Annotated in this window: 18 protein-coding genes and 1 pseudogene; 10 read left to right on the forward strand and 9 right to left on the reverse strand. The window is 44.4% G+C overall.

What is annotated here, in order from left to right; all coding sequences use genetic code 11:
* Window positions 1–984: 984 nt before the first annotated feature.
* From J7I93_RS02965 to J7I93_RS25340, 8 genes and pseudogenes are all read right to left on the reverse strand, one after another.
* On the reverse strand, window positions 985–2,919 hold the full coding sequence (locus J7I93_RS02965) for an SEC-C metal-binding domain-containing protein (protein WP_214723147.1): 1,935 nt from the start codon (window positions 2,917–2,919) through the stop codon (window positions 985–987).
* 252 nt (window positions 2,920–3,171) lie between these two features.
* Window positions 3,172–3,306 (reverse strand): annotated as a pseudogene (locus J7I93_RS02970) (DUF1028 domain-containing protein); the annotation flags it as partial.
* A gap of 14 nt (window positions 3,307–3,320) precedes the next feature.
* On the reverse strand, window positions 3,321–3,851 hold the full coding sequence (locus tag J7I93_RS02975; RefSeq protein ID WP_214723149.1) for a chromate transporter: 531 nt from the start codon (window positions 3,849–3,851) through the stop codon (window positions 3,321–3,323).
* Window positions 3,848–4,423, reverse strand: a complete 576-nt coding sequence (locus J7I93_RS02980; RefSeq protein ID WP_214723151.1) for a chromate transporter — start codon at window positions 4,421–4,423, stop codon at window positions 3,848–3,850. Before J7I93_RS02980 ends, J7I93_RS02975 begins: the two co-directional genes overlap by 4 nt.
* Before the next feature lie 141 nt (window positions 4,424–4,564).
* Window positions 4,565–6,124 (reverse strand): gamma-glutamyltransferase family protein, encoded by a 1,560-nt coding sequence (locus J7I93_RS02985; RefSeq protein ID WP_214988463.1) that lies wholly within the window; start codon window positions 6,122–6,124, stop codon window positions 4,565–4,567.
* Window positions 6,125–6,362: 238 nt separating this feature from the next.
* Window positions 6,363–7,913 (reverse strand): glutathione ABC transporter substrate-binding protein, encoded by a 1,551-nt coding sequence (locus tag J7I93_RS02990; protein ID WP_214723155.1) that lies wholly within the window; start codon window positions 7,911–7,913, stop codon window positions 6,363–6,365.
* Between the two features lie 19 nt (window positions 7,914–7,932).
* Window positions 7,933–9,003, reverse strand: a complete 1,071-nt coding sequence (locus J7I93_RS02995; protein WP_214723157.1) for a M24 family metallopeptidase — start codon at window positions 9,001–9,003, stop codon at window positions 7,933–7,935.
* Window positions 9,004–9,017: 14 nt separating this feature from the next.
* Window positions 9,018–9,152: a hypothetical protein gene (locus tag J7I93_RS25340; RefSeq protein ID WP_285289061.1), complete on the reverse strand. Its 135-nt coding sequence runs from the start codon at window positions 9,150–9,152 to the stop codon at window positions 9,018–9,020.
* A gap of 524 nt (window positions 9,153–9,676) precedes the next feature.
* Here J7I93_RS25340 and nikC point away from each other — a divergent pair.
* From nikC to J7I93_RS03045, 10 genes are all read left to right on the forward strand, one after another.
* On the forward strand, window positions 9,677–10,576 hold the full coding sequence (gene nikC / locus J7I93_RS03000; protein WP_214723159.1) for a nickel transporter permease: 900 nt from the start codon (window positions 9,677–9,679) through the stop codon (window positions 10,574–10,576).
* Between the two features lie 12 nt (window positions 10,577–10,588).
* Complete coding sequence (gene nikB / locus J7I93_RS03005; protein WP_214723161.1) at window positions 10,589–11,509, forward strand: nickel ABC transporter permease; 921 nt, start codon at window positions 10,589–10,591, stop codon at window positions 11,507–11,509.
* Window positions 11,510–11,539: 30 nt separating this feature from the next.
* A complete protein-coding gene (locus J7I93_RS03010; protein WP_214723163.1) occupies window positions 11,540–12,574 on the forward strand; it encodes an ABC transporter ATP-binding protein in 1,035 nt (344 codons plus the stop codon).
* Window positions 12,555–13,550 (forward strand): ABC transporter ATP-binding protein, encoded by a 996-nt coding sequence (locus tag J7I93_RS03015; protein ID WP_214723165.1) that lies wholly within the window; start codon window positions 12,555–12,557, stop codon window positions 13,548–13,550. Before J7I93_RS03010 ends, J7I93_RS03015 begins: the two co-directional genes overlap by 20 nt.
* A 213-nt stretch (window positions 13,551–13,763) precedes the next feature.
* Entirely contained in the window at window positions 13,764–14,531 is a 768-nt protein-coding gene (locus J7I93_RS03020; protein WP_214723167.1) for a sensor histidine kinase, read from the forward strand.
* Window positions 14,528–15,220: a response regulator transcription factor gene (locus J7I93_RS03025; protein ID WP_214723169.1), complete on the forward strand. Its 693-nt coding sequence runs from the start codon at window positions 14,528–14,530 to the stop codon at window positions 15,218–15,220. Before J7I93_RS03020 ends, J7I93_RS03025 begins: the two co-directional genes overlap by 4 nt.
* A complete protein-coding gene (locus J7I93_RS03030) occupies window positions 15,220–16,476 on the forward strand; it encodes an SLC5/6 family protein (RefSeq protein WP_214723171.1) in 1,257 nt (418 codons plus the stop codon). Before J7I93_RS03025 ends, J7I93_RS03030 begins: the two co-directional genes overlap by 1 nt.
* 258 nt (window positions 16,477–16,734) lie before the next feature.
* Window positions 16,735–16,869: an FbpB family small basic protein gene (locus J7I93_RS03035; RefSeq protein WP_214723173.1), complete on the forward strand. Its 135-nt coding sequence runs from the start codon at window positions 16,735–16,737 to the stop codon at window positions 16,867–16,869.
* A gap of 272 nt (window positions 16,870–17,141) precedes the next feature.
* The gene (locus tag J7I93_RS03040) at window positions 17,142–17,531 is read left to right on the forward strand and encodes a sporulation protein (RefSeq protein ID WP_214723175.1); all 390 of its coding nucleotides are present in this window, start codon (window positions 17,142–17,144) and stop codon (window positions 17,529–17,531) included.
* Between the two features lie 248 nt (window positions 17,532–17,779).
* On the forward strand, window positions 17,780–18,058 hold the full coding sequence (locus J7I93_RS03045) for a YkvA family protein (protein WP_214723177.1): 279 nt from the start codon (window positions 17,780–17,782) through the stop codon (window positions 18,056–18,058).
* Between the two features lie 40 nt (window positions 18,059–18,098).
* On the opposite strand, the gene hpf is transcribed toward J7I93_RS03045, so the two are convergent.
* Window positions 18,099–18,653, reverse strand: a complete 555-nt coding sequence (hpf, locus tag J7I93_RS03050; protein WP_214723179.1) for a ribosome hibernation-promoting factor, HPF/YfiA family — start codon at window positions 18,651–18,653, stop codon at window positions 18,099–18,101.
* Window positions 18,654–18,840: the final 187 nt, after the last annotated feature.

Below are 18,840 nucleotides of genomic sequence, written 5' to 3' on the forward strand. Positions count from 1 at the left end.
CACAATTATATGGACTTTATCCTCCCTTATTAGAATTTAGAATAGGAATTCTGTTTTGGCGGAGAAATCTCCTGCTTTTTTACTTCATTTTTAGGCACCAAATGATTTATCAGTCACTTTACAGAGTTTATCGGTCAGATTAAGATTTTATCGGTCACTTTTTTGATATATCGGTCAAATTTCATTTTTATCAGTCACTTTTTCAATATATCGGTCACTTCGCGTCCTATCAACATTCCTGCATTCTCAAGGTGTAAATAAAAAAAACGAAGAGCCCAAAAGTAAGTAGTTCGGTTTTGAAGTGCAAAATTAGAACTAACCTTGCTAATCAAACGGTAATTCACATTTAAATTAACAGGCAATTTGATAAGCAAAAATGCTTGGAACATGGTGTCTCCAAGCATCTTTTATATTATCTGGCACTCTATAGTTGAACAAAATAATAGAGCATTGATTTCACTAAGTTTGAAAAATAAACGGAAAAATTCCGTTTATTTTGGGAAATACCAACATTTCTCGCAAAATACGTGGAGTTTTTCCGCTTATATGAACCTAATCTTTAGAGTTAGTTATATATATAGAAGTTAATCGGAATATATCCGCTTATATCTGCTTCTTGTACCCCTACTATACACATTAACCGGAATTTCTCCGCCTATGAATTCCTATACCTCCGCAAAAAAGTCAACAATGGATAACAACAGAGTCTTTTCTGACTTGAATATCAAAAAACCTACCAACCATTTTTAAGCACATCCATCCCCAATTAAATTAGCAAACAATTTCGAACACTGACACTAACTTTTGTCATCCTGTTAAAAAAGGTGCGAATTATGGTGCTAAAATACCATTACATTTATAAAAAGCCTTAATATTCAACAAAAAAGATGCAGTCCAATTCAGTTGCGAATTGGACTGCTAATTTGTTTGCTAATTAAGTTTTCGTACTCGAAAACCGAACCCGTTAGCCCAAAAGCCCTCCGTTTATTTTTTAAGCCATTCTTTTACACCGGAAATCTTGTCCCAAAGATGCTTCTTTAATCCTGCAATGATCATTGCTTCATTTTGATCGCCGAATCCGTAGTAATCAGGGAGTTCCGCAGGCAATTTCTTTTTGCCTGTTAAATAATCGACAACGTATTTGTTGCTTCTCTTCGCTTCTTTTAGCAGTTTATCCGCTTTTGCTGTGAATCCGTTTGCTAAAAGTTCAAGAAGAACTTGGTTATAGGCATTTTCCGCTGTAGTTTCCTCATACTGCTTTAGCAGCTTTTGAGCCTTTTTTAGCTGCCCGTCTGCACAGTAGGCGGAGAAGAGCAAATCGCGAATGCCCTGATTGTCATCTGGGTTAAGTTCAAGCAACTCTTCGTATTGGCTGATAGCATCTTTTATTCTGCCGGCACCTTCAAGAGCGGCAGCAAAGTTTGCAGCAGCACGCATGTATGGACGAGTTTCAATTAATCCCCAGAAATAGCCTTTATTTTGCTTGAAGAAGTCTTGCCCAAGCTCTTCCCTTCCAAGTTTAACACCTTTTTCAAATAGTGTAAGTGCGGCAGTGATAGATGAGGCTTCCTCTCCTAGAATATTATAGGCGTCCGGGTGATTTGGATTTAGCTCAAGTGCTTGTTCAGCCAGCTGGACACGTTTTTTTCCGGATTCCTCCATTGCAGCGTAAATCAGATCCTGTGCCTTATCTTCTTTTGACTGGCTTGTATTTCTTTTCGGACCTGGTTCATTCACCCGCTTTTCCATGTAATCATTGATTTCTTCCATGTCTGTTAAACCTAACTCTTGGATCTCTTTTACAATGTCGTGCATTTCGGATTCCATAGCCAAGTTATGAGATTGAACTGGAGGAACCTCCTCAACATTAGAAGACTCAATCAGCTGACGAATTGTATCCTCAACTTCATTATAGATATCACCATAGTAGTTTGATACCCGGCTTCCGGAAATACCATACTTCTCGCCAATTTCCTTCTGTGTCAGGGTTTCCATGACAGGAGCAATTGTTGTCACAAGATATCGCAGCCCTGCTACATAATTATCCGGCTTTTTAACCTGTTTGCCGGTCTTCTCGCAGTACTCCATCCAAAGTGAAATCCCCATGCCGATAATCCATGGTTCCTCTCCAGCCTGTTCCATGTCTTTTCTAAAAATGTCCGCTACATTCTCTGCACCCTTGCTCGGCCAGTCAAAATTGTCCATAGATGGAGCGGATAATGATTTTGGTGTTTCATTCATGAGATCAATGAAGTATTCAGCCAAGTATACTTCGGGGTGGTCATAGCCTGCATCCTCGAAAGAATATTGAATATAGTCTTCAAAACGTGAAGCATTTTCTTTTGGCAGATCTAAAATGGCCGGAAAAGCTAAGTGTTCTTCCCCATAAGGAAGGAGGATGGCAAACGCAAAGTTTCCTTCTTCAAAACCATTCATCTCGCCGAAGAGTGAAACATTGTATACCTTCCCAGTCAAGCTATCTTTAATGGCTGCTTTTTCATCAGTGACTTCAGTCATTATTCCAGCCACAGCTTTGCCCTCAGCCCAGGATTGCAGAATGCTTTTTAACCTCGGACGCGCAATGTAAGGCGTTTTCTCGTGGATGAACTCATCCATAATAGAGTCTTCATCGTCTACAGTTCCAAAAAGTATGTACCAAAACGAATGGACGAATTCATAGAACTCTTTCTCTTCCCGATCAATATCCTCGAGTATTTCCAAAAGGTCAGTGAAATCCTCTTTCATGTCGCCGGCATAATGGGTAAGAGCAAACGCCCTTACTTCCTTTTGAAGCTCAATAACCTCATGATTCAGGACTTCCTTAATAGATACTGCTTCCTTGCTGCCGCAGCATTTTTTATATTTTTTTCCGCTGCCGCATGGGCAAGGTTCATTTCTGCTTACTTTAACTGTTGACATGCTTTAAATCTCTCCCACTAATTTCGTTCGATTCTACTATCCTAACATTTATCAGCAGTTTGGGCATTTTTCAAGTAAATTAAAACAATTGGCTCTTGTCAGATAGCTTTGAATCAAGTAGTGAGCTATAGTTAATATTTTCTAATTATAATACGGTATTAATGAATAAATTTCAGGCACGCTGAGGATATTTCAGTCACTCCCCCATGTTTATCAGCCAGTTTTTCATTTTATCAGTCACTTTCCCGATATATATGACTGGGTCGCAACTGCTCCCACTCCCGCTTTTGCAAACGGCACAACGGCGCCAACACCTAAAAATTTAGATTGAACCGCAATTCCCCATTCTTTTTCCTTCGGATCGTATCCTACAATAGAAAACGTCATATATTAGTCCTCCCCTATGCTAAAACAAGTCCCCCGTAGACGAGCGCTCCGGCAATGACATAAGCCGGATGCACTTTAAGCTTTTCCATCAGGAAAAAGCTCAGTATGCCAATGAATAATGTCTGCCAGATGCCGACGCCCTCATAGGCTGAGAAAAAGAAATCATACGTCATGATGCCAAGCAGCACGGCGATCACCGGACGGATAAAAGTAGTCATCCGCTTTACGCGCGGTGATTCCTTATATTTCATCAGCAGTCCAAGCAAGGTAATCATCAGAATCAGGGAAGGCGCAACGGTTGCAAACACCCCAACAATGGCTCCGAGCACCCCTGCCTGCTGGAAGCCAATATAGCCGGCCATTTTAGTCGCAATCGGGCCAGGCAGTGCGTTGCCCATTGCCAGCACTTCACTAAATTCATTGACGGTCAGCCATTCATAATTATCTACCACTTCATTTTCCACCAAAGGAATGGATGCCGGTCCCCCACCGTATCCAAGAATCCCCGGGATGAAAAATGCCAGGAAAATCTGTACGTATATCATGCTGGATTCTTCTCCTTTTTCGCTTCATTTTTTTCGGCTGCATCCTTTTTCAGAAGAGCTGTTAAGAGTAAAGCAAAAATGATAATGGCAGGATGAATGTTTACAAATTCGAGAAGAATTAAGCTTGCCGCTACAAAAAGGAGTGTCCAGCCCCAGCCAAGTGATGATTTCGTCGACTTTTTTACAAAGTCCCATGTCAGTGTGGCGAGCATGACTGCCACAACCGGAACAACGGCTTTGGTCATGCCTGCGACCCATGGCTGGTCTTTGAATGTATTTAATGCTGTAAGAAGAATAATCATAAGGACAATCGTCGGTACCATTGTTGCTACAAGCGCTGTTACCATTCCAAGTATTCCGCCGACGCGGTAGCCGATATAGCCGGCCATTTTCGTGGCAATCGGGCCAGGCAGGGCATTACCAAGCGCCAGCACATCGCCAAACTCATCCGTATCCATCCATTTATATTTATCAACAACCTCTTTATGGACAAGCGGAATCGACGACGGACCGCCGCCGTAACCCAAAATGCCCACTCTGAAAAAAGCCATAAAGATGTCAACCTGCTTCAAGATGCCACACCTCTTTTCATTCAATCGTGCCTGTTTCCCCATCCGGAAAAAGCAGGCGAAGGAGCGCCTTTCTTTTCCGCTCCTCAGTACCTTTTATATGGTTATTTTACGCTGATATGCGAGCTTCTTCCTCTTTTTTTATTACCAAGCAGCAATGCTGCCATCTGTACGCGGCTCGGTTCCGCCCATAAGGACGCCGGTTTTCGGATCACGCCAGATGATTTGCCCGCGGCCGAATCCGCCGGTATCAACGGTTACTTCGATTTGATGTCCCTTACGCGCTAAGGCCTGGGCAATATGGTTCGGGAAGTTCGGTTCCACTTGAACCTTTTTGCCTTCAATCCATTGCCATCTTGGCGCATCCAATGCTGCCTGCGGGTTCAGGTGGAAGTCAACAGTGTTCATGACCACCTGCATATGGCCCTGCGGCTGCATATAGCCTCCCATAACGCCGAACGGCCCGACTGCTTCCCCGTCTTTTGTCAGGAAACCAGGGATAATTGTGTGATACGTTTTCTTGCCTGGCTTCAATGCGTTATGGTGCTCAGGATCAAGCGAGAAGTCGTGTCCGCGGTTTTGCAGCGCAATACCTGTTCCCGGAACAACTAGCCCTGAACCAAAGCCCATGTAGTTGCTTTGGATAAATGAAACCATGTTGCCTTCACTGTCAGCTGCTGCAAGGTAAACGGTGCCTCCGCTTGGCGGCTGGTATGGCTCAGGAGTAAGAGCATCATTGCCAATCTCGCTGCGGCGGGATTCGCCATATTGCTCAGAAAGCAATTCTTCAACCGTTACTCTCATATCGGCTGGATCCGTAATAAATGCCTTTCCGTCGGTGAAAGCTAACTTCATGGCTTCGATTTGCTTGTGGTATGTATCCACCGTATCTTTATCGCCGAACTCAAAGCCTTTGGCAATATTCAACCCTAATAGTGCGACAAGCCCCTGGCCGTTCGGCGGGATTTCCCACACATCATAGCCGCGGTAGCTGACCTTAATCGGGTCAACCCATTCCGCTTTAAAATCAGCCAAATCTTCTTTAGAAAGAAATGCATTATATTTTTTGGAGAAGGCGTCGATTTTGTCAGCAATTTCTCCGCGGTAAAAGCTTTCGCCGGCTGTCTCGCCAATGGATCTTAACGTAGCGGCATGCCCTTCCGAGCGCCACACCTCGCCAACTTCAGGACACTTTCCGTCTGGAGCAAACGTTTCAAACCAATGCTGGAATTCGTCATCTGTAAAAATTTGCTTGAATTTGTTATAAGCAAACTTCCAGTACTTGCCGAGAATTGGCGTTAATGGATAGCCTTTTTCCGCATAATCAATGGCCGGTTGCAGCACTTCTTTTAATGGAAGCTTACCGAAACGCTTGGATAGCTCTGCCCATGCGGAAGGCGCGCCTGGTACGGTAACGGGCATCCAGCCGTGCACCGGCATTTTTTCATGGCCTCTTTCCTTTAGTGCTTCAATGGAAATGGACTTTGGTGCCGGGCCGCTGGCATTCAATCCGTGCAGTTCTCCCTTTGTCCAAACAAGGGCAAATGCGTCACCGCCGATTCCGTTTGAAGTCGGTTCAACTACTGTCAGAGCAGCAGCTGTGGCAATCGCTGCATCGATCGCATTTCCGCCTTTTTTCAACATATCGAGTCCTGCCTGTGCAGCAAGCGGCTGGGAAGTCGCAACCATGCCGTTATTTGCCATAACTGTCGTTCGCTGTGATGCATATGGATGGTTCTGAAAATCAAATTTCAAGCTGATCACCTCTGTGTTATATTTACGTATCTTTAGTTCTGATTATAGCAAATTATTAAACTATTAACGTTTTAATTCCATAAAAATTTCGGGTTAAGAAATATTTTTTTCGATGAAAGGAGCCGTATCCGAATGGCTACAGCTCCTTTATGATCCTATTTTTTGTCCTAGTTTTATAAAAGTTTACTTATTCAACTGTTACCTTTTCAAGCATGTACAATCCTGATGGATGCATCCAGAAGCCTTTTACATTGCTTCCGATAACGGCAAGATCTTCGTCATTGCGAAGGAAGACAATTGGTGCTTCTTCCATTTCAATTTCTTGTGCTTCTGCATAGATTTCAAGACGTTTTTGTTCGTCTGTTTCCTGGCGTCCTTTGTCAATTAACTCATCGACTTTAGGATTGCTGTAGAAAGAACGGTTACCAGGGTTTCCGCGTGCATCACTGTGGAACAGGAAGTATTGGTTATAATCCGCGTCACCAGTCATGTTAGACCAGCCAAGGATGAACATATCGTGATCACCTTTTGCTGTACCTTCAAGGTAAGCTCCCCACTCAACAACTTTTGTTTCAACATCAATGCCGATGCCTTTTAATTGGGACTGAACAACTTCCGCTACGTCCATACGTGCTTTGTTATCGTTTGTCCAGATCGTTGTTTTAAAGCCATCCGGATAGCCGGCTTCTGCTAAAAGCTTTTTCGCTTTTTCAAGATCATATTTATAGCCTTCCAGCTCTGCGTTATGTCCCCAGATTGCAGGTCCCATAGGTGCAGTTGCCACAGTACCAACATTGTTATAGACACCATTTACAATTGCTTCTGTATCAATGGCATAGCTGATTGCCTGACGCACTTTTACATTGTTAAAAGGTTCTTTTTCAACATTAAAGCCGATGTAGTCAACACCTAAAGCATCACTGCGCACAAGCTCCATGCTGTCGCTATTTTCAATGCGTTCTACTTCTGTTACAGGTACAGGTTCAGCGATATGAGCTTCTCCTGTTTCAACCATGGCAATACGTGTTGAATCTTCAGGAACGACTTTATAAGTGACCGTTTCCATGGTTGGCTTATCGCCCCAGTAATCTTCAAAGGCAGCCAATTTAATTTCCTGGCCAGGCTTCCATTCGCCAAGCTTATAAGGGCCTGTACCAACCGGATTTTGTCCAAGATTTTCACCTGATTCAATCGCAGTTGGGCTTAGGATGCCTGCTGCATAGTGAGCAAGGTTAGCCAATAAAGGCGCATATGGATATTCGGTAATTAATTGAACGGTGTGGTCATCTACTACCTTAACTTCAGTAATCATTTCAAAAAGGTTTGAACGCGGTGAAGCTGTTTCTTCTGCTAAAACTCTTTCGATCGTTTTTTGTACTGCTTCGGCTGTAAAGTCAGTGCCGTCATGGAATTTCACGCCTTCACGAAGCTTGAATTCCCAAGTCAAATCATCAAGCTGCTTCCATTCTGTTGCAAGCGCAGGCTGGATTTCCATGTTTTCATCCTGCTGTACAAGGCCTTCATAAATTTTTCCGTGATAAACGTTCGCTGAAGGAATGTCAGTGCCAAGATGCGGATCCAGCTTTGTCGCATCTGACAGTACGGCAATGATTAAATCCTTATTTGATGCCGCTTCTCCCCCGGAAGATTCCAGGCTGCCCGGATCACTGCCGCCTGAGCATCCGGCAAGCAATAGAATCGCTGCTACTAACCCTAACCAAAAACTTCTCTTTCTCATCCTCACTACCCCCTGTTTTTTATGATATTACTTGCAAATCCTTTGTGGATTTAGTGAAATTCACATGGCCATCCTTTGTTATGACGACCAAATCTTCTATCCTGACTCCGCCAAATTCAGGAATATAAATCCCCGGCTCAACCGTGATGACCATTCCTTCCTGAAGAACGGTATCATCCGTGGCCCTCATGGCGGGCTGTTCATGAATGGCCAGTCCAAGCGAATGGCCCAGGCTATGGCCGAAGTTATCGCCATATCCGGCTTCCCGGATGATTCCCCGGCCGACCTCATCAAGCTCACTGCACGTTTTTCCTGGACCAATCGCTTTCAACGATTCCTCCTGTGCATGGCGGACAATATTATAAATCTCCACCTGCTTGTCGGAAGGCTCTCCAAGCACGACTGTTCTTGTAAAATCGGAAAAATATCCGTTTACGATTGCACCGTAATCCATTTTGACAAAATCGCCCACTTTGACAACCCGGTCTGTAGCTTGTCCATGCGGAAGGCAGGAACGCGGTCCGGAAGCAATCACATGATTCGGCTTGATGCGTTCAGCACCTTGCTTTTTCATAAAAATCTCAAGCTCCAGGCCGATATCCTTCTCGGTCATGCCTGGACGGATAAAATTTAAAATGTGTGAAAAAGCCTGGTCGCAAATCTCAATCCCTTTTCGCATGTTTTCGATTTCTTCTTTATCCTTAATCATGCGGATTTCATTGGTTGCCGCTGTTACATCAACCAAGTCAGCTTCCGGCAGCCTTGACTGAATTTCAAGATAAACAGATGCCGGTACATCACCAAGCTCAAGGGCGAGTGTTCCTTTATGATAGGAAGAAAAGGAATCGCAAACCATTTCAATTAGGTTTTGCTGGTGCTGGATCACCTCGAAATCCGGTGCCTGGTCTTTGGCCTGGTCCACATAACGGAAGTCTGTGAATAGCTTTTGCGAATCTTCTTCTATTAAGAGTGCTCCCGCTGATCCTTTGTACCCGGAGAAATAGTATCTGTTTTCCGGTGAAAAGATGAAAACACCCTTCCATCCTTTTTCCGACATTTTCTTTCTAAGCTTATCTAGACGCTGCTTCAAAGTTACACCCCCTGTTAATAAGTAAAGGCTCTTTTCATATAGGTTGTTGTTTTTACTTTTGAATTCTGCCCGTTGATTTCCGCTGCGGGCATTTGCTTTCCGCGGGGAGGAATGAGAGCCTCCTCGGCTTCGCCTGTGGGGTCTCTCACTCCCTCTCCTCCCGCAGGAGTCAAATGCCCTCCGCTCCAATCAACTCAGATAAACAAACTAAGTTTGCAGTCAAGAAGCAACAACTTTACGAAAACAGCCAAAAAGTAAAAATATGATAATCATTGCTGTTTTTCATGAAGTACAGTTGAGTCGAGCAGAGCTGATTCTGCCGCCCATTTGTAAATGGACTGTCTAGCTGCAGCGCCTAGCCCCTCGAGGTCACAAGCCAATCCTTTTCAGAAGGAAAGAACGCCTTCTTGCAGGGCTTGTCTTGTGCTTGAGACCCTCAGGATGAGGGTCATGCAGACGTTGCCACAGGACGTGGCGCTTTTAGTCTGCGTTCCTCATAAACAAGGCGCTTTCGCCTTCTGTGTGTCCATTATAGGAAAAATAATTTGTCGATGTTTTCATTTTTTTGTCGTGTTTTTGTGAATTTTATACTTAATCATAAAATTCAGACAAAATAGATAATATTTTTGATAAATTAGGTTTCAACCAAATAAGACACTGGGAGGTTTTTATCATGAGCACAATTGCAAATCCGCAAGAAACCGCAAAAGCTCCTGTGCCTGTACCCAAAAGGAAGGCTAAAGGAGCTGGGCTAGCCAAAGCTCTTATTAAAAATAAAATGTCGCTCGTTGGGGGCAGCATTGTTTTAATCTATATTATTCTGGCCGCACTCGCACCTCTTATCTCGCCTTATGATCCATACGAGATTGATTTGGTGAATAAACTGCAGGCCCCATCGGCTGACCATATTATGGGGACAGATGATAAAGGCCGGGATATTTTCAGCCGGATTTTATATGGATCACAGCTATCCCTGGCAGTAGGTTTTGTATCTGTCTTTATCGGAGCGCTGTTTGGAATTATTTTAGGAATCGTTTCCGGCTACTACGGAGGCTGGGTGGATACGATTATCATGCGTTTCATCGATGTATTGCTTGCATTCCCTGGATTGCTTCTAGCTCTCGCCATTGTGAGTGCGCTGGGGCCAAGCCTGATCAATGTCATGATCGCTGTCGGTGTTTTCTCGGTTCCGACTTTTGCCCGTATTGTTCGCGGCTCGACGTTAAGTGTAAAGAAAATGGAATATATCGATGCCATTCGCGTATTAGGGGCAAGCGACGCGAAAATTATTTTTGTTCATATACTGCCTAACATTATGAGTCCAATTATTGTACAGGGAACATTAAGACTCGCGACTTCTATTTTATCGGTAGCCGGCCTTTCCTTCCTTGGAATGGGTGCACAGCCGCCAACACCTGAATGGGGAGCCATGCTGAGTGATGGCCGTGACTTCTTATTCACAGCACCGCATATCGCGCTATTCCCTGGTATCGCCATTGCGTTGATTGTTCTGGGCTTTAACCTGTTTGGAGACGGACTGCGCGATGCGCTTGATCCGCGAATGAAAAATTAAGGAGGTTGTCATATGTTTATCTTTCTGATGCGAAGGCTTGTTCAAATCATCCCGGTTCTGCTGGGCGTTACCCTTATGGTTTTCTTCATCATGCAAATGGTTCCCGGTGACCCTGCCGTTCTTGTCGCAGGTGAAGGCGCCAGTGACGAACAAGTAGAAGCCATCCGCCATGACCTTGGCCTGGATCAGCCTATTTTCGTTCAATATCTTGATTATGTCGGCAATGTTGTAAAGGGAGACCTCGGTGAATCCATCCGGACAAGCCGTCCGGTTCTGGATGAAATACTCGTCCGTTTGCCGATTACCCTTGAATTGGCGTTTTGGAGTATTGTCATTACTGTCGTTTTAGGTGTTCTTATTGGAATTATCGCAGCAACGAAGCAAAACAGCTTTACAGATGTAGGGTTAATGATGGTTGCCCTGCTTGGCGTTTCCTTGCCGAACTTCTGGCTCGGCCTTATGCTTATCATTTATTTCTCCGTTGAGCTTCAATGGTTTCCGGTTGCCGGCTGGGGTACCTTCAGCCACGTCATTCTTCCAGCCCTCACATTGGGGACAGGCGGTGCAGCGATTGTTGCCAGAATGACTCGTGCCAGCATGCTGGAGGTTATTCGCCAGGATTATATCCGTACAGCCAAGGCAAAAGGTGTCCGCCAGCGCCTGATTATTTATAAGCACGCTTTAAAAAATGCACTAATCCCTGTTATTACCGTAGTCGGTCTCCAATTCGGAGCCCTTCTTGGCGGGACCGTTTTAACAGAATCCGTCTTTGCCATCAATGGAGTCGGCCGCTTAATCATTGATGCCATCCGGATGCGTGACCTGCCGCTTGTACAAGGATCAATTTTATTCGTATCGGTGCTGTTTGTTATCGTCAACCTGCTTGTCGACCTGTCGTACCGATTCCTGAATAAACGTGTTGAATTGAATTAAAACCATTCCCGATTGAGAGGAGCAAGAATAATGGGAACTGAACATAAAGAAACAATACTGGAAGTGAAAAACTTAAAAACTCATTTCTTCTCCGGAAAAAAGGTCATCAAAGCCGTGGACGGCGTAGACTTTGATGTGAAAAGAGGAGAAACGCTAGGCATTGTCGGAGAGTCTGGGAGCGGAAAGAGCATTACCTCCCTCTCCATCATGCGGCTGATTGCAGAGCCTCCCGGAAAAATTGTGGACGGTGAGATTAATTTTAAAGGGAAGAACCTGCTTGCCGAAACCGAAGAAGGCATGCGCCAAATGCGCGGAAACAAAATTTCGATGATTTTCCAGGAGCCGATGACTTCCCTTAATCCTGTCTATTCCGTAGGGGAACAGATTGCAGAAGCTTTTCGCATCCATCAAAAGCTGCCGAAAAAAGAAGCATGGCAGAAAGCCGTTGAAATGCTGCGTTTAGTCGGCATTCCTTCTCCTGAAAAAAGAGCGAAGCAGGAGCCGCATGAACTGAGCGGCGGTATGCGCCAGCGTGTCATGATCGCAATGGCATTGGCATGCAAGCCGGAGCTGCTGATCGCCGATGAACCGACAACTGCTCTTGATGTAACAATTCAGGCGCAAATCCTGGATCTATTAAAAAATCTGCAGGAACAGCTGGGCACCGCCGTTATCATGATTACACATGATATGGGTGTTGTTTCTGAAACCTGTGACCGGGTTGCGGTTATGTATTGCGGAAAAATTGTGGAGCATTCCGATGTGGATTCCCTTTTTGAAAACCCGAAGCATCCATATACACAGGGCTTGCTGAGAAGCATTCCGACAGTGGATCGGGACGTGGAAGAGCTGGAAACCATCCCTGGAACCGTTCCAAGCCCGGACAATCTTCCGGCAGGATGCAGCTTTGCACCAAGATGCCCGTTTGCCACTGATTTGTGCAGAACGGAAGAACCGCCATTATTAACGGATCATGATGATAAAGTTCGCTGCTGGATGTATTCGGAAAGATGGAACGGCCCGGCAGGTAAGGAGGTTGCAGCAGATGTCAGCACCGCTAACTAAAGAAAAAGAAATCCTTCAAGTCAAAAACCTGCAGCAGTACTTCCCGATTAAAGGCGGAGTCTTCGGCAGGACTGTCAATCATGTTAAAGCCGTAGATGGCGTTAACTTTACGATTTATGAAGGCGAAACTGTCAGCATCGTTGGCGAATCCGGCTGCGGCAAGTCCACTACCGGACGCGCGATCTTGCGTTTGGATGAGCCGACTGGCGGAGAGGTTATTTTTCAGGGAACAGATCTATTAGCTAAATCGAAGAGTGAAATGCGTTCGATCCGCAAAGACTTGCAGGTCATTTTCCAGGATCCGTTTGCTTCTTTGAATCCAAGAAGAAGCATTGGGCAGACGCTGGAAGAAGCAATGGGAATCTTGAATGTGGTTCCGAAAGCCGACCGCCGTCGCAGAGCGATTGAGCTGCTTGAGCAGGTTGGACTAAAAGAAGAGCATATTGACCGCTATCCGCACGAATTCAGCGGCGGGCAGCGCCAGCGGATCGGGATTGCCCGTGCATTGGCGGTGGAGCCGAAGCTGATTATCTGTGATGAAGCGGTATCCGCGTTGGACGTGTCCGTTCAGGCACAGGTACTGAATCTATTAAAAAAATTGCAAAAGGAATATGGCTTAACCTATCTATTTATCTCCCATGACTTAGGGGTTGTGCGCCATATCTCTGATCGAATCATCGTTATGTATCTTGGCAAAGTCGTTGAAATCGCCGAGAAAAAGAGTCTGTTTGAAAACCCGCGCCATCCGTACACGCAGGCGCTGCTTTCAGCGATTCCGGAACCAAATCGGAAAAAGAAAAAGGAACGGATTATTCTGAAGGGCGATGTGCCATCCCCTATCGATCCGCCTACCGGGTGCCGGTTCCACACAAGATGCCCGCTGGCAACCGATCTTTGCAGACAGTCCGATCCTGAGCTTAAGAGTTTGGGAGAAGGACATCAGGCTGCCTGCCACTATGCGGAGGAAATCTCATAATTTGGCGAGTACCAGCCAAAACGGCTGATCTCATATAGTAATAGTACCCCCTTTTGGGCGGAGCTTGATGGCTTCGCTCTTTTTTTGTTTTTTTTGGGGCGTTTTTAAGAATTTATATTTGCATATACCACTTTATTACTGTTACGCAATAAACTTACTACTATTTATCAGACATGTTATACTATTAGAAATTCTTTTAAGGCAGTGAAGATCATGCTAATTACCTATGAAACCTTTTCATTGTTCGCGATTTTTTCCATATTCGTGCCGATGGCCGGTGCGATTATTTTGATGATGGTGCTGGCGTTTGAAAAGCAAATCGACAGCCTATCCTTCGAGAAGCAGCAGGTTGAGCTCGAAAATACACTGCAGGAAAGCAAATATATGCAGCTGAACCAGCAGATCCACCCCCACTTTTTATTCAATACCATCAATCTGATGCTCGGGCTCGCCCGCCTCAATCGGATTGATACACTCATCAAGGCAATGGAAACCCTGTCTTTATTTTTAAAATTCAAGTACCAGATTAAAGAGCAGCTGATTCCGTTAAAGGAAGAATGGAAATATACGAAATACTATTTAAAAATTCAGGAGCTTAGGTTTCATAATCGGTTAACGATTACGGAAGATATAGAGGAAGCGGCATTGGAGCATGTCGTCCCACCCTATCTTCTGCAGACGATTGTGGAGAACTCTTTTAAGCACGGGCTGGAAAAAAAGCCGGGGCCACTCACCCTCTGGATTAAAGCAGTCGATGGGAAGGACAGTATCACCTTATATGTGGAGGACAACGGACTTGGCATTGGCGATCACTCTTTTGATGACATGATGACAAAGGGACAGGGCCTTTCCAATGTCAAAAAGCGTCTCGAGCTGCTTTTTAACAGTGCAGGTCTGGATATTTACGCAAATGAACAAAACGGGGCAACCGTGAAAATAAACATTCCAAAAGTAGAGATTAAGAAGGAGGAGCAGGCATGAATGTATTATGCATAGATGATGAACCAATCGTAATTGAACAGCTTGAATATATTCTGAAGCCGGCTTTCCCGTTATGGAATTTCCACTTTGCCTATGACAGCAGCCAGGCTATTGCCATCAGCAAGGAAAACTACTTTCATCTCGCTTTCGTCGACATCGAAATGCCTGGCAAATCAGGGCTTGAGCTGGTCAAGGACTTGAAGGACCTGCAGCCCCATCTGCAAATTATTATTTTATCAGCCCACCAGGACTTTGAATTCGCTAAAAAATCCATTCAGCTGGGCGTTTCAGAATATTTAACCAAGCCTATTATTGAAGATGAACTAAAGGAAACGCTGAAGAAATTCTCAACGCCTATATTCAATAAAGAGTATTCTAAAATTGTGAATGAAGCATTGCTTCAAATTCACGAGAATTATGAGCAGCGGACCAGCCTCCAGGACATTGCCGCAAAGGTACATGCCAGCCCTGCTTATTTAAGCCGCAAGTTCAGCGAGGAAGTGGGCACTTCCTTAATCGATTATTTGACTGTGTATCGGCTCGAAAAAGCAAAGCACCTTTTGGCCACAACAAATAGCAGCATTTCAGAAATTGCGGAGAAAACCGGTTTTAACAGCCTTCATTACTTCTCAAGCCAATTTAAGAAAAAAGAAGACATCACACCAAAGCAATACAGGGAGCAGCATTAATGAATACGAACTTATCAAAATCAGTCCAATACGGCTTCGGGCTGTTAAGCATTGCTTTGATCTCAAGATGGACATCAGGAAATGCCGTCTTTACAGCGCCGGAAGCTTTTTTGCGTTACGGGTTTATCGGAGCAGTCAGTTTTTCAGCAGCGGGCATCCTTGCCTTCCTTATGCTGATCCCGATTATCACGCGTGTTCGGGAGTCAGCAGGATCGGCATCTTTCCCCGAAATCATGGCAAGCCGTCTGTCTGATCCCTCCCTCAAGTGGATGAAACGGATCCTCCTTTTGGCGATCTTTTTCGGGATGACGGTAATGGGATATGCAGCGGGCATTCTCGTTTACCCTCTGGGTACTCCGGTTCCAATTGGGATGAGCCTTTTCTTTCTGTTCGGATTTCTCGCAGCGATTTTTTTCCGCTTAAAATGGTTTACCCGCTTTAGTATGCTGAAGGTCGGCATTCTTTTTTTAATTATGATTATGATCCTTGTCCATGCGTATATGCTGGAAGGAATTGAAGTCGTTTATGATGGCATCCGGCTGTACCACCCGTATTTGCTTTATGTAGAATGGGATGTCCTGCCAAGTTTAGTGACCGCCTTTACGCTCGCCATGCTCGGCCACCTGCTGCTGGACTTAAAAATGTGGAATATGCTTTTAAAAAGCAAAAAGGAGAAGCTGCGCCCCGGCCTTATCACAACCGGACTCATTTGGGGCACCATCCCCTTCTCCTTCTCCATGATCGCCTTATCGGCCATTTACAAGGGTGGTTTTGAAAACCTTTATGCGGTGTTTGAAAAAATATTTCTGAGATACGAGCATTTTACCTTTACCGTTTTGCTTGTTTTTATCTTAATGATTATTTTCTTTGAAACCTTTTTATCGCAGGTTCACTCCCTCTATGTCCTTTATAACCGGAATGATCGGAAACTGAACAAGCATATGTGGGGAATATTGAGTTTATTTGTGCTGGTCATCCCATTATGGGTGCACTTCTACTCGATTTCGCTGCTGAATTTATATTTCATTTCCGGAGTCTTTTTTGCTGGTGCCTTGCCTGTTATTTTGAGAATTTTATGGAGCAAGCAGAAGCAGGGAAGGATGATGCCGGCAGCTGTACTGATTAGTGCACTAACGGGCTGGACGGCACTCTATACCGGAGCTGAATATAGGGGGATCATCGTCAGCTTCATGGTCTCCATTCTGATTTTGCTTGCCGGATGGCCCATCGTAAAAAGGCAGCACAAAACCAATTGACATTTTTCAAAAAATTTAATATGATTTAGCTATAAATTGAATAGTCATTCTCCTAAAGGGGAGTAGCTTTTACAGCAGAGTCGTCATTACGGAGCACACGCTCTCGGCTTTGTTGGCAATCTAAACAATTGTTAGCAAGACCTTTACCAATATGGTAGAGGTCTTTATTTATGGCCTTTACCAGCTGTGGTAAAGGCCTTTTTTGTATACAGGCCCACACAACTAATTGTTTTACTTTATAAAATGGAGGAATAGGATATGAAGAAGAAAATACGATACACAATGGATGAACTGATCAAACGAAATAAAGAAGAACTGCTGAAGGACAAAATACATCTGGAGAAAATTGAACGAAAGCTTGATGAGAAATATATGAAGGTGAAGCCAATGTAGTTTACAGCTAATAGATTGGGGAAATATGAAACTTTCTCATAGCTAGCGCTGAAAAAGCAAAAGGTTGTTTTAGCACCCTGTTGATTGGAGCGGAAGGCGCTCGACTCCTGCGGGAGAAGCGAGTCAAAGGGAGACCCCGCAGGCGTGGAACGCCGAGGAGGCTCCCGGACCGCCCGCGGAAAGCGAGCGCCTGGAGCGGAAATCAACAGACACGTTTAACAGCGCTAATAGCATACATTTTATCATTTACCACTGTAGAGGAGAGATCTTGATTGATTTTGCGAAAATATATGTCAATGCTGGGAATCGGTTCTGCAAAAATTGACCTGCAGCTGCCAAAGCATGAATACACTCCAGGCGAAAATGTGAACGGCACCTTCCTAATAGAAGGCGGCACCATCGACCAGCAGATTAAACGGATTGAGTGCGACCTGGTCATGATCACACTAACTGATGAGCAGGAAGAAGTGATCGACTCAGCGACAATCCTGACATCTCAAACGATTGAGTCGGAAGAAACCAACCGGATGGAATTCAACTTTCAATTACCTGAAAATATTCCTGCTTCCACACCGGAGCGCACGTTTCAATTCAAAACGAGACTGATCTTTAACGAAGGCGTCAAAAGCGCGGACCTGGATAAAATAACGATTACCTATTAAACAAACCGAAGGAGGAAGACTGCGGTGTAAAAAATCCCCTCTATTATAGAAAAATAAACAAAGAGGAGATTCGTACCCAATTGAAAACAGCGGCTTTGCAAAAGTGGCTTATCATCCTAACTTTTTGAAGCATCCTTGAAACCAGCTATCTATCGGCTGTCACACTTGAAGTGAAAAACCCGCCAAGAGTTCAAATGGCGGCCATGGCAGCCCCCTTCCAGCGAATGAACTAGAAAAAGGTGAAAGCGATGAAGTTTATAAAACGCATCAAATTTGTATTTAAATTTTGGAAATTCCTGCCCTTCCTGAGAGACTACTTTCTCTCAAGAGAAGTATCGGCCGGCAAAAAGCTGTTTCCGATTGCGGCCGGATTGCTGTATATCCTCCTGCCGCTGGATTTCGCACCCGACTTCCTATCCATTTTTGGATTTACAGATGATATTGTGGTCACATCGTTTGTTCTTCAGCAGATGGTGAAGATGGCACCGGAGGAATTGAAGGAAAAGTACAAGGTTCTAGAGGATTGATAAAAGCCCTGCCGGATGCCGGCAGGGCTTAGTTTTTATATTATTGGGCTTCAATCAAGCCATAACGGCCGTCTTTACGCTTGTACACCACGTTTGTTAAGTTAGACTCTGCATTCGTGAACACGTAGAAGCTGTGGCCCAGCATGTTCATTTGCAGGATGGCCTCTTCGCTGTCCATTGGCTTCAAATCGAAGCTCTTTTGACGGACCACCTCAAGATCCTGATCATCGTCCACTTCAGGTGCTTCTGCTTCATCCGCCAATGCTGCAAACACAGCTGTCAAATTGCCTTTTTCGCGGAACTTGCGGTTTACTTTCGTTTTGTGCTTGCGGATCTGGCGCTCTAATTTATCAGTAATCAAGTCTATTGCTGCATACATATCCTCATGATCTTCCTCTGCGCGAAGAACCAGATTCGGCATCGGAATCGTTACTTCCACTTTAGAACGGTTATTATTGTACGTTTTCAAGTTTACATGTACATTTGCATCAGGAGTTTCAGTAAAATACTTTTCTAACTTAGCAATTTTCTTCTCTACGTACTCTCTAATTGCTGGAGTTACCTCAATGTTTTCACCACGAATGTTGTAATTCATAAGTGAACTCCTCCTTTTCATTATACAATAGCGGCTATTTCCCAGAACGCCAGCTGTAAAATCAACAGCTAAAAAATGAGCTTCTGAAAAAGAATGCCTAGTCTTAAAAGTATATTAAGACTATGTATTTATATTTCTATTTTACCCTTAAAAACTCCTGCCGAAACAGTGAAAAATGTGCAAAAGT

The organism is Bacillus sp. ISL-47, assembly GCF_018613175.1.
Taxonomy (GTDB): Bacteria; Bacillota; Bacilli; order Bacillales; family Cytobacillaceae; genus Cytobacillus.

Excerpts from the sequence above, each read along its gene's own strand:
- J7I93_RS02965 (WP_214723147.1), bottom strand. The coding sequence starts at position 2,919 with ATGTCAACAGTTAAAGTAAGCAGAAATGAACCTTGCCCATGCGGCAGC.
- J7I93_RS02975 (WP_214723149.1), bottom strand. The coding sequence starts at position 3,851 with ATGATATACGTACAGATTTTCCTGGCATTTTTCATCCCGGGGATTCTT.
- J7I93_RS02985 (WP_214988463.1), bottom strand. The coding sequence starts at position 6,124 with ATGGCAAATAACGGCATGGTTGCGACTTCCCAGCCGCTTGCTGCACAG.
- J7I93_RS02990 (WP_214723155.1), bottom strand. The coding sequence starts at position 7,913 with ATGAGAAAGAGAAGTTTTTGGTTAGGGTTAGTAGCAGCGATTCTATTG.
- nikC (WP_214723159.1), top strand. The coding sequence starts at position 9,677 with ATGAGCACAATTGCAAATCCGCAAGAAACCGCAAAAGCTCCTGTGCCT.
- nikB (WP_214723161.1), top strand. The coding sequence starts at position 10,589 with ATGTTTATCTTTCTGATGCGAAGGCTTGTTCAAATCATCCCGGTTCTG.
- J7I93_RS03010 (WP_214723163.1), top strand. The coding sequence starts at position 11,540 with ATGGGAACTGAACATAAAGAAACAATACTGGAAGTGAAAAACTTAAAA.
- J7I93_RS03015 (WP_214723165.1), top strand. The coding sequence starts at position 12,555 with ATGTCAGCACCGCTAACTAAAGAAAAAGAAATCCTTCAAGTCAAAAAC.
- J7I93_RS03020 (WP_214723167.1), top strand. The coding sequence starts at position 13,764 with ATGCTAATTACCTATGAAACCTTTTCATTGTTCGCGATTTTTTCCATA.
- J7I93_RS03025 (WP_214723169.1), top strand. The coding sequence starts at position 14,528 with ATGAATGTATTATGCATAGATGATGAACCAATCGTAATTGAACAGCTT.
- J7I93_RS03030 (WP_214723171.1), top strand. The coding sequence starts at position 15,220 with ATGAATACGAACTTATCAAAATCAGTCCAATACGGCTTCGGGCTGTTA.
- J7I93_RS03035 (WP_214723173.1), top strand. The coding sequence starts at position 16,735 with ATGAAGAAGAAAATACGATACACAATGGATGAACTGATCAAACGAAAT.
- J7I93_RS03045 (WP_214723177.1), top strand. The coding sequence starts at position 17,780 with ATGAAGTTTATAAAACGCATCAAATTTGTATTTAAATTTTGGAAATTC.
- hpf (WP_214723179.1), bottom strand. The coding sequence starts at position 18,653 with ATGAATTACAACATTCGTGGTGAAAACATTGAGGTAACTCCAGCAATT.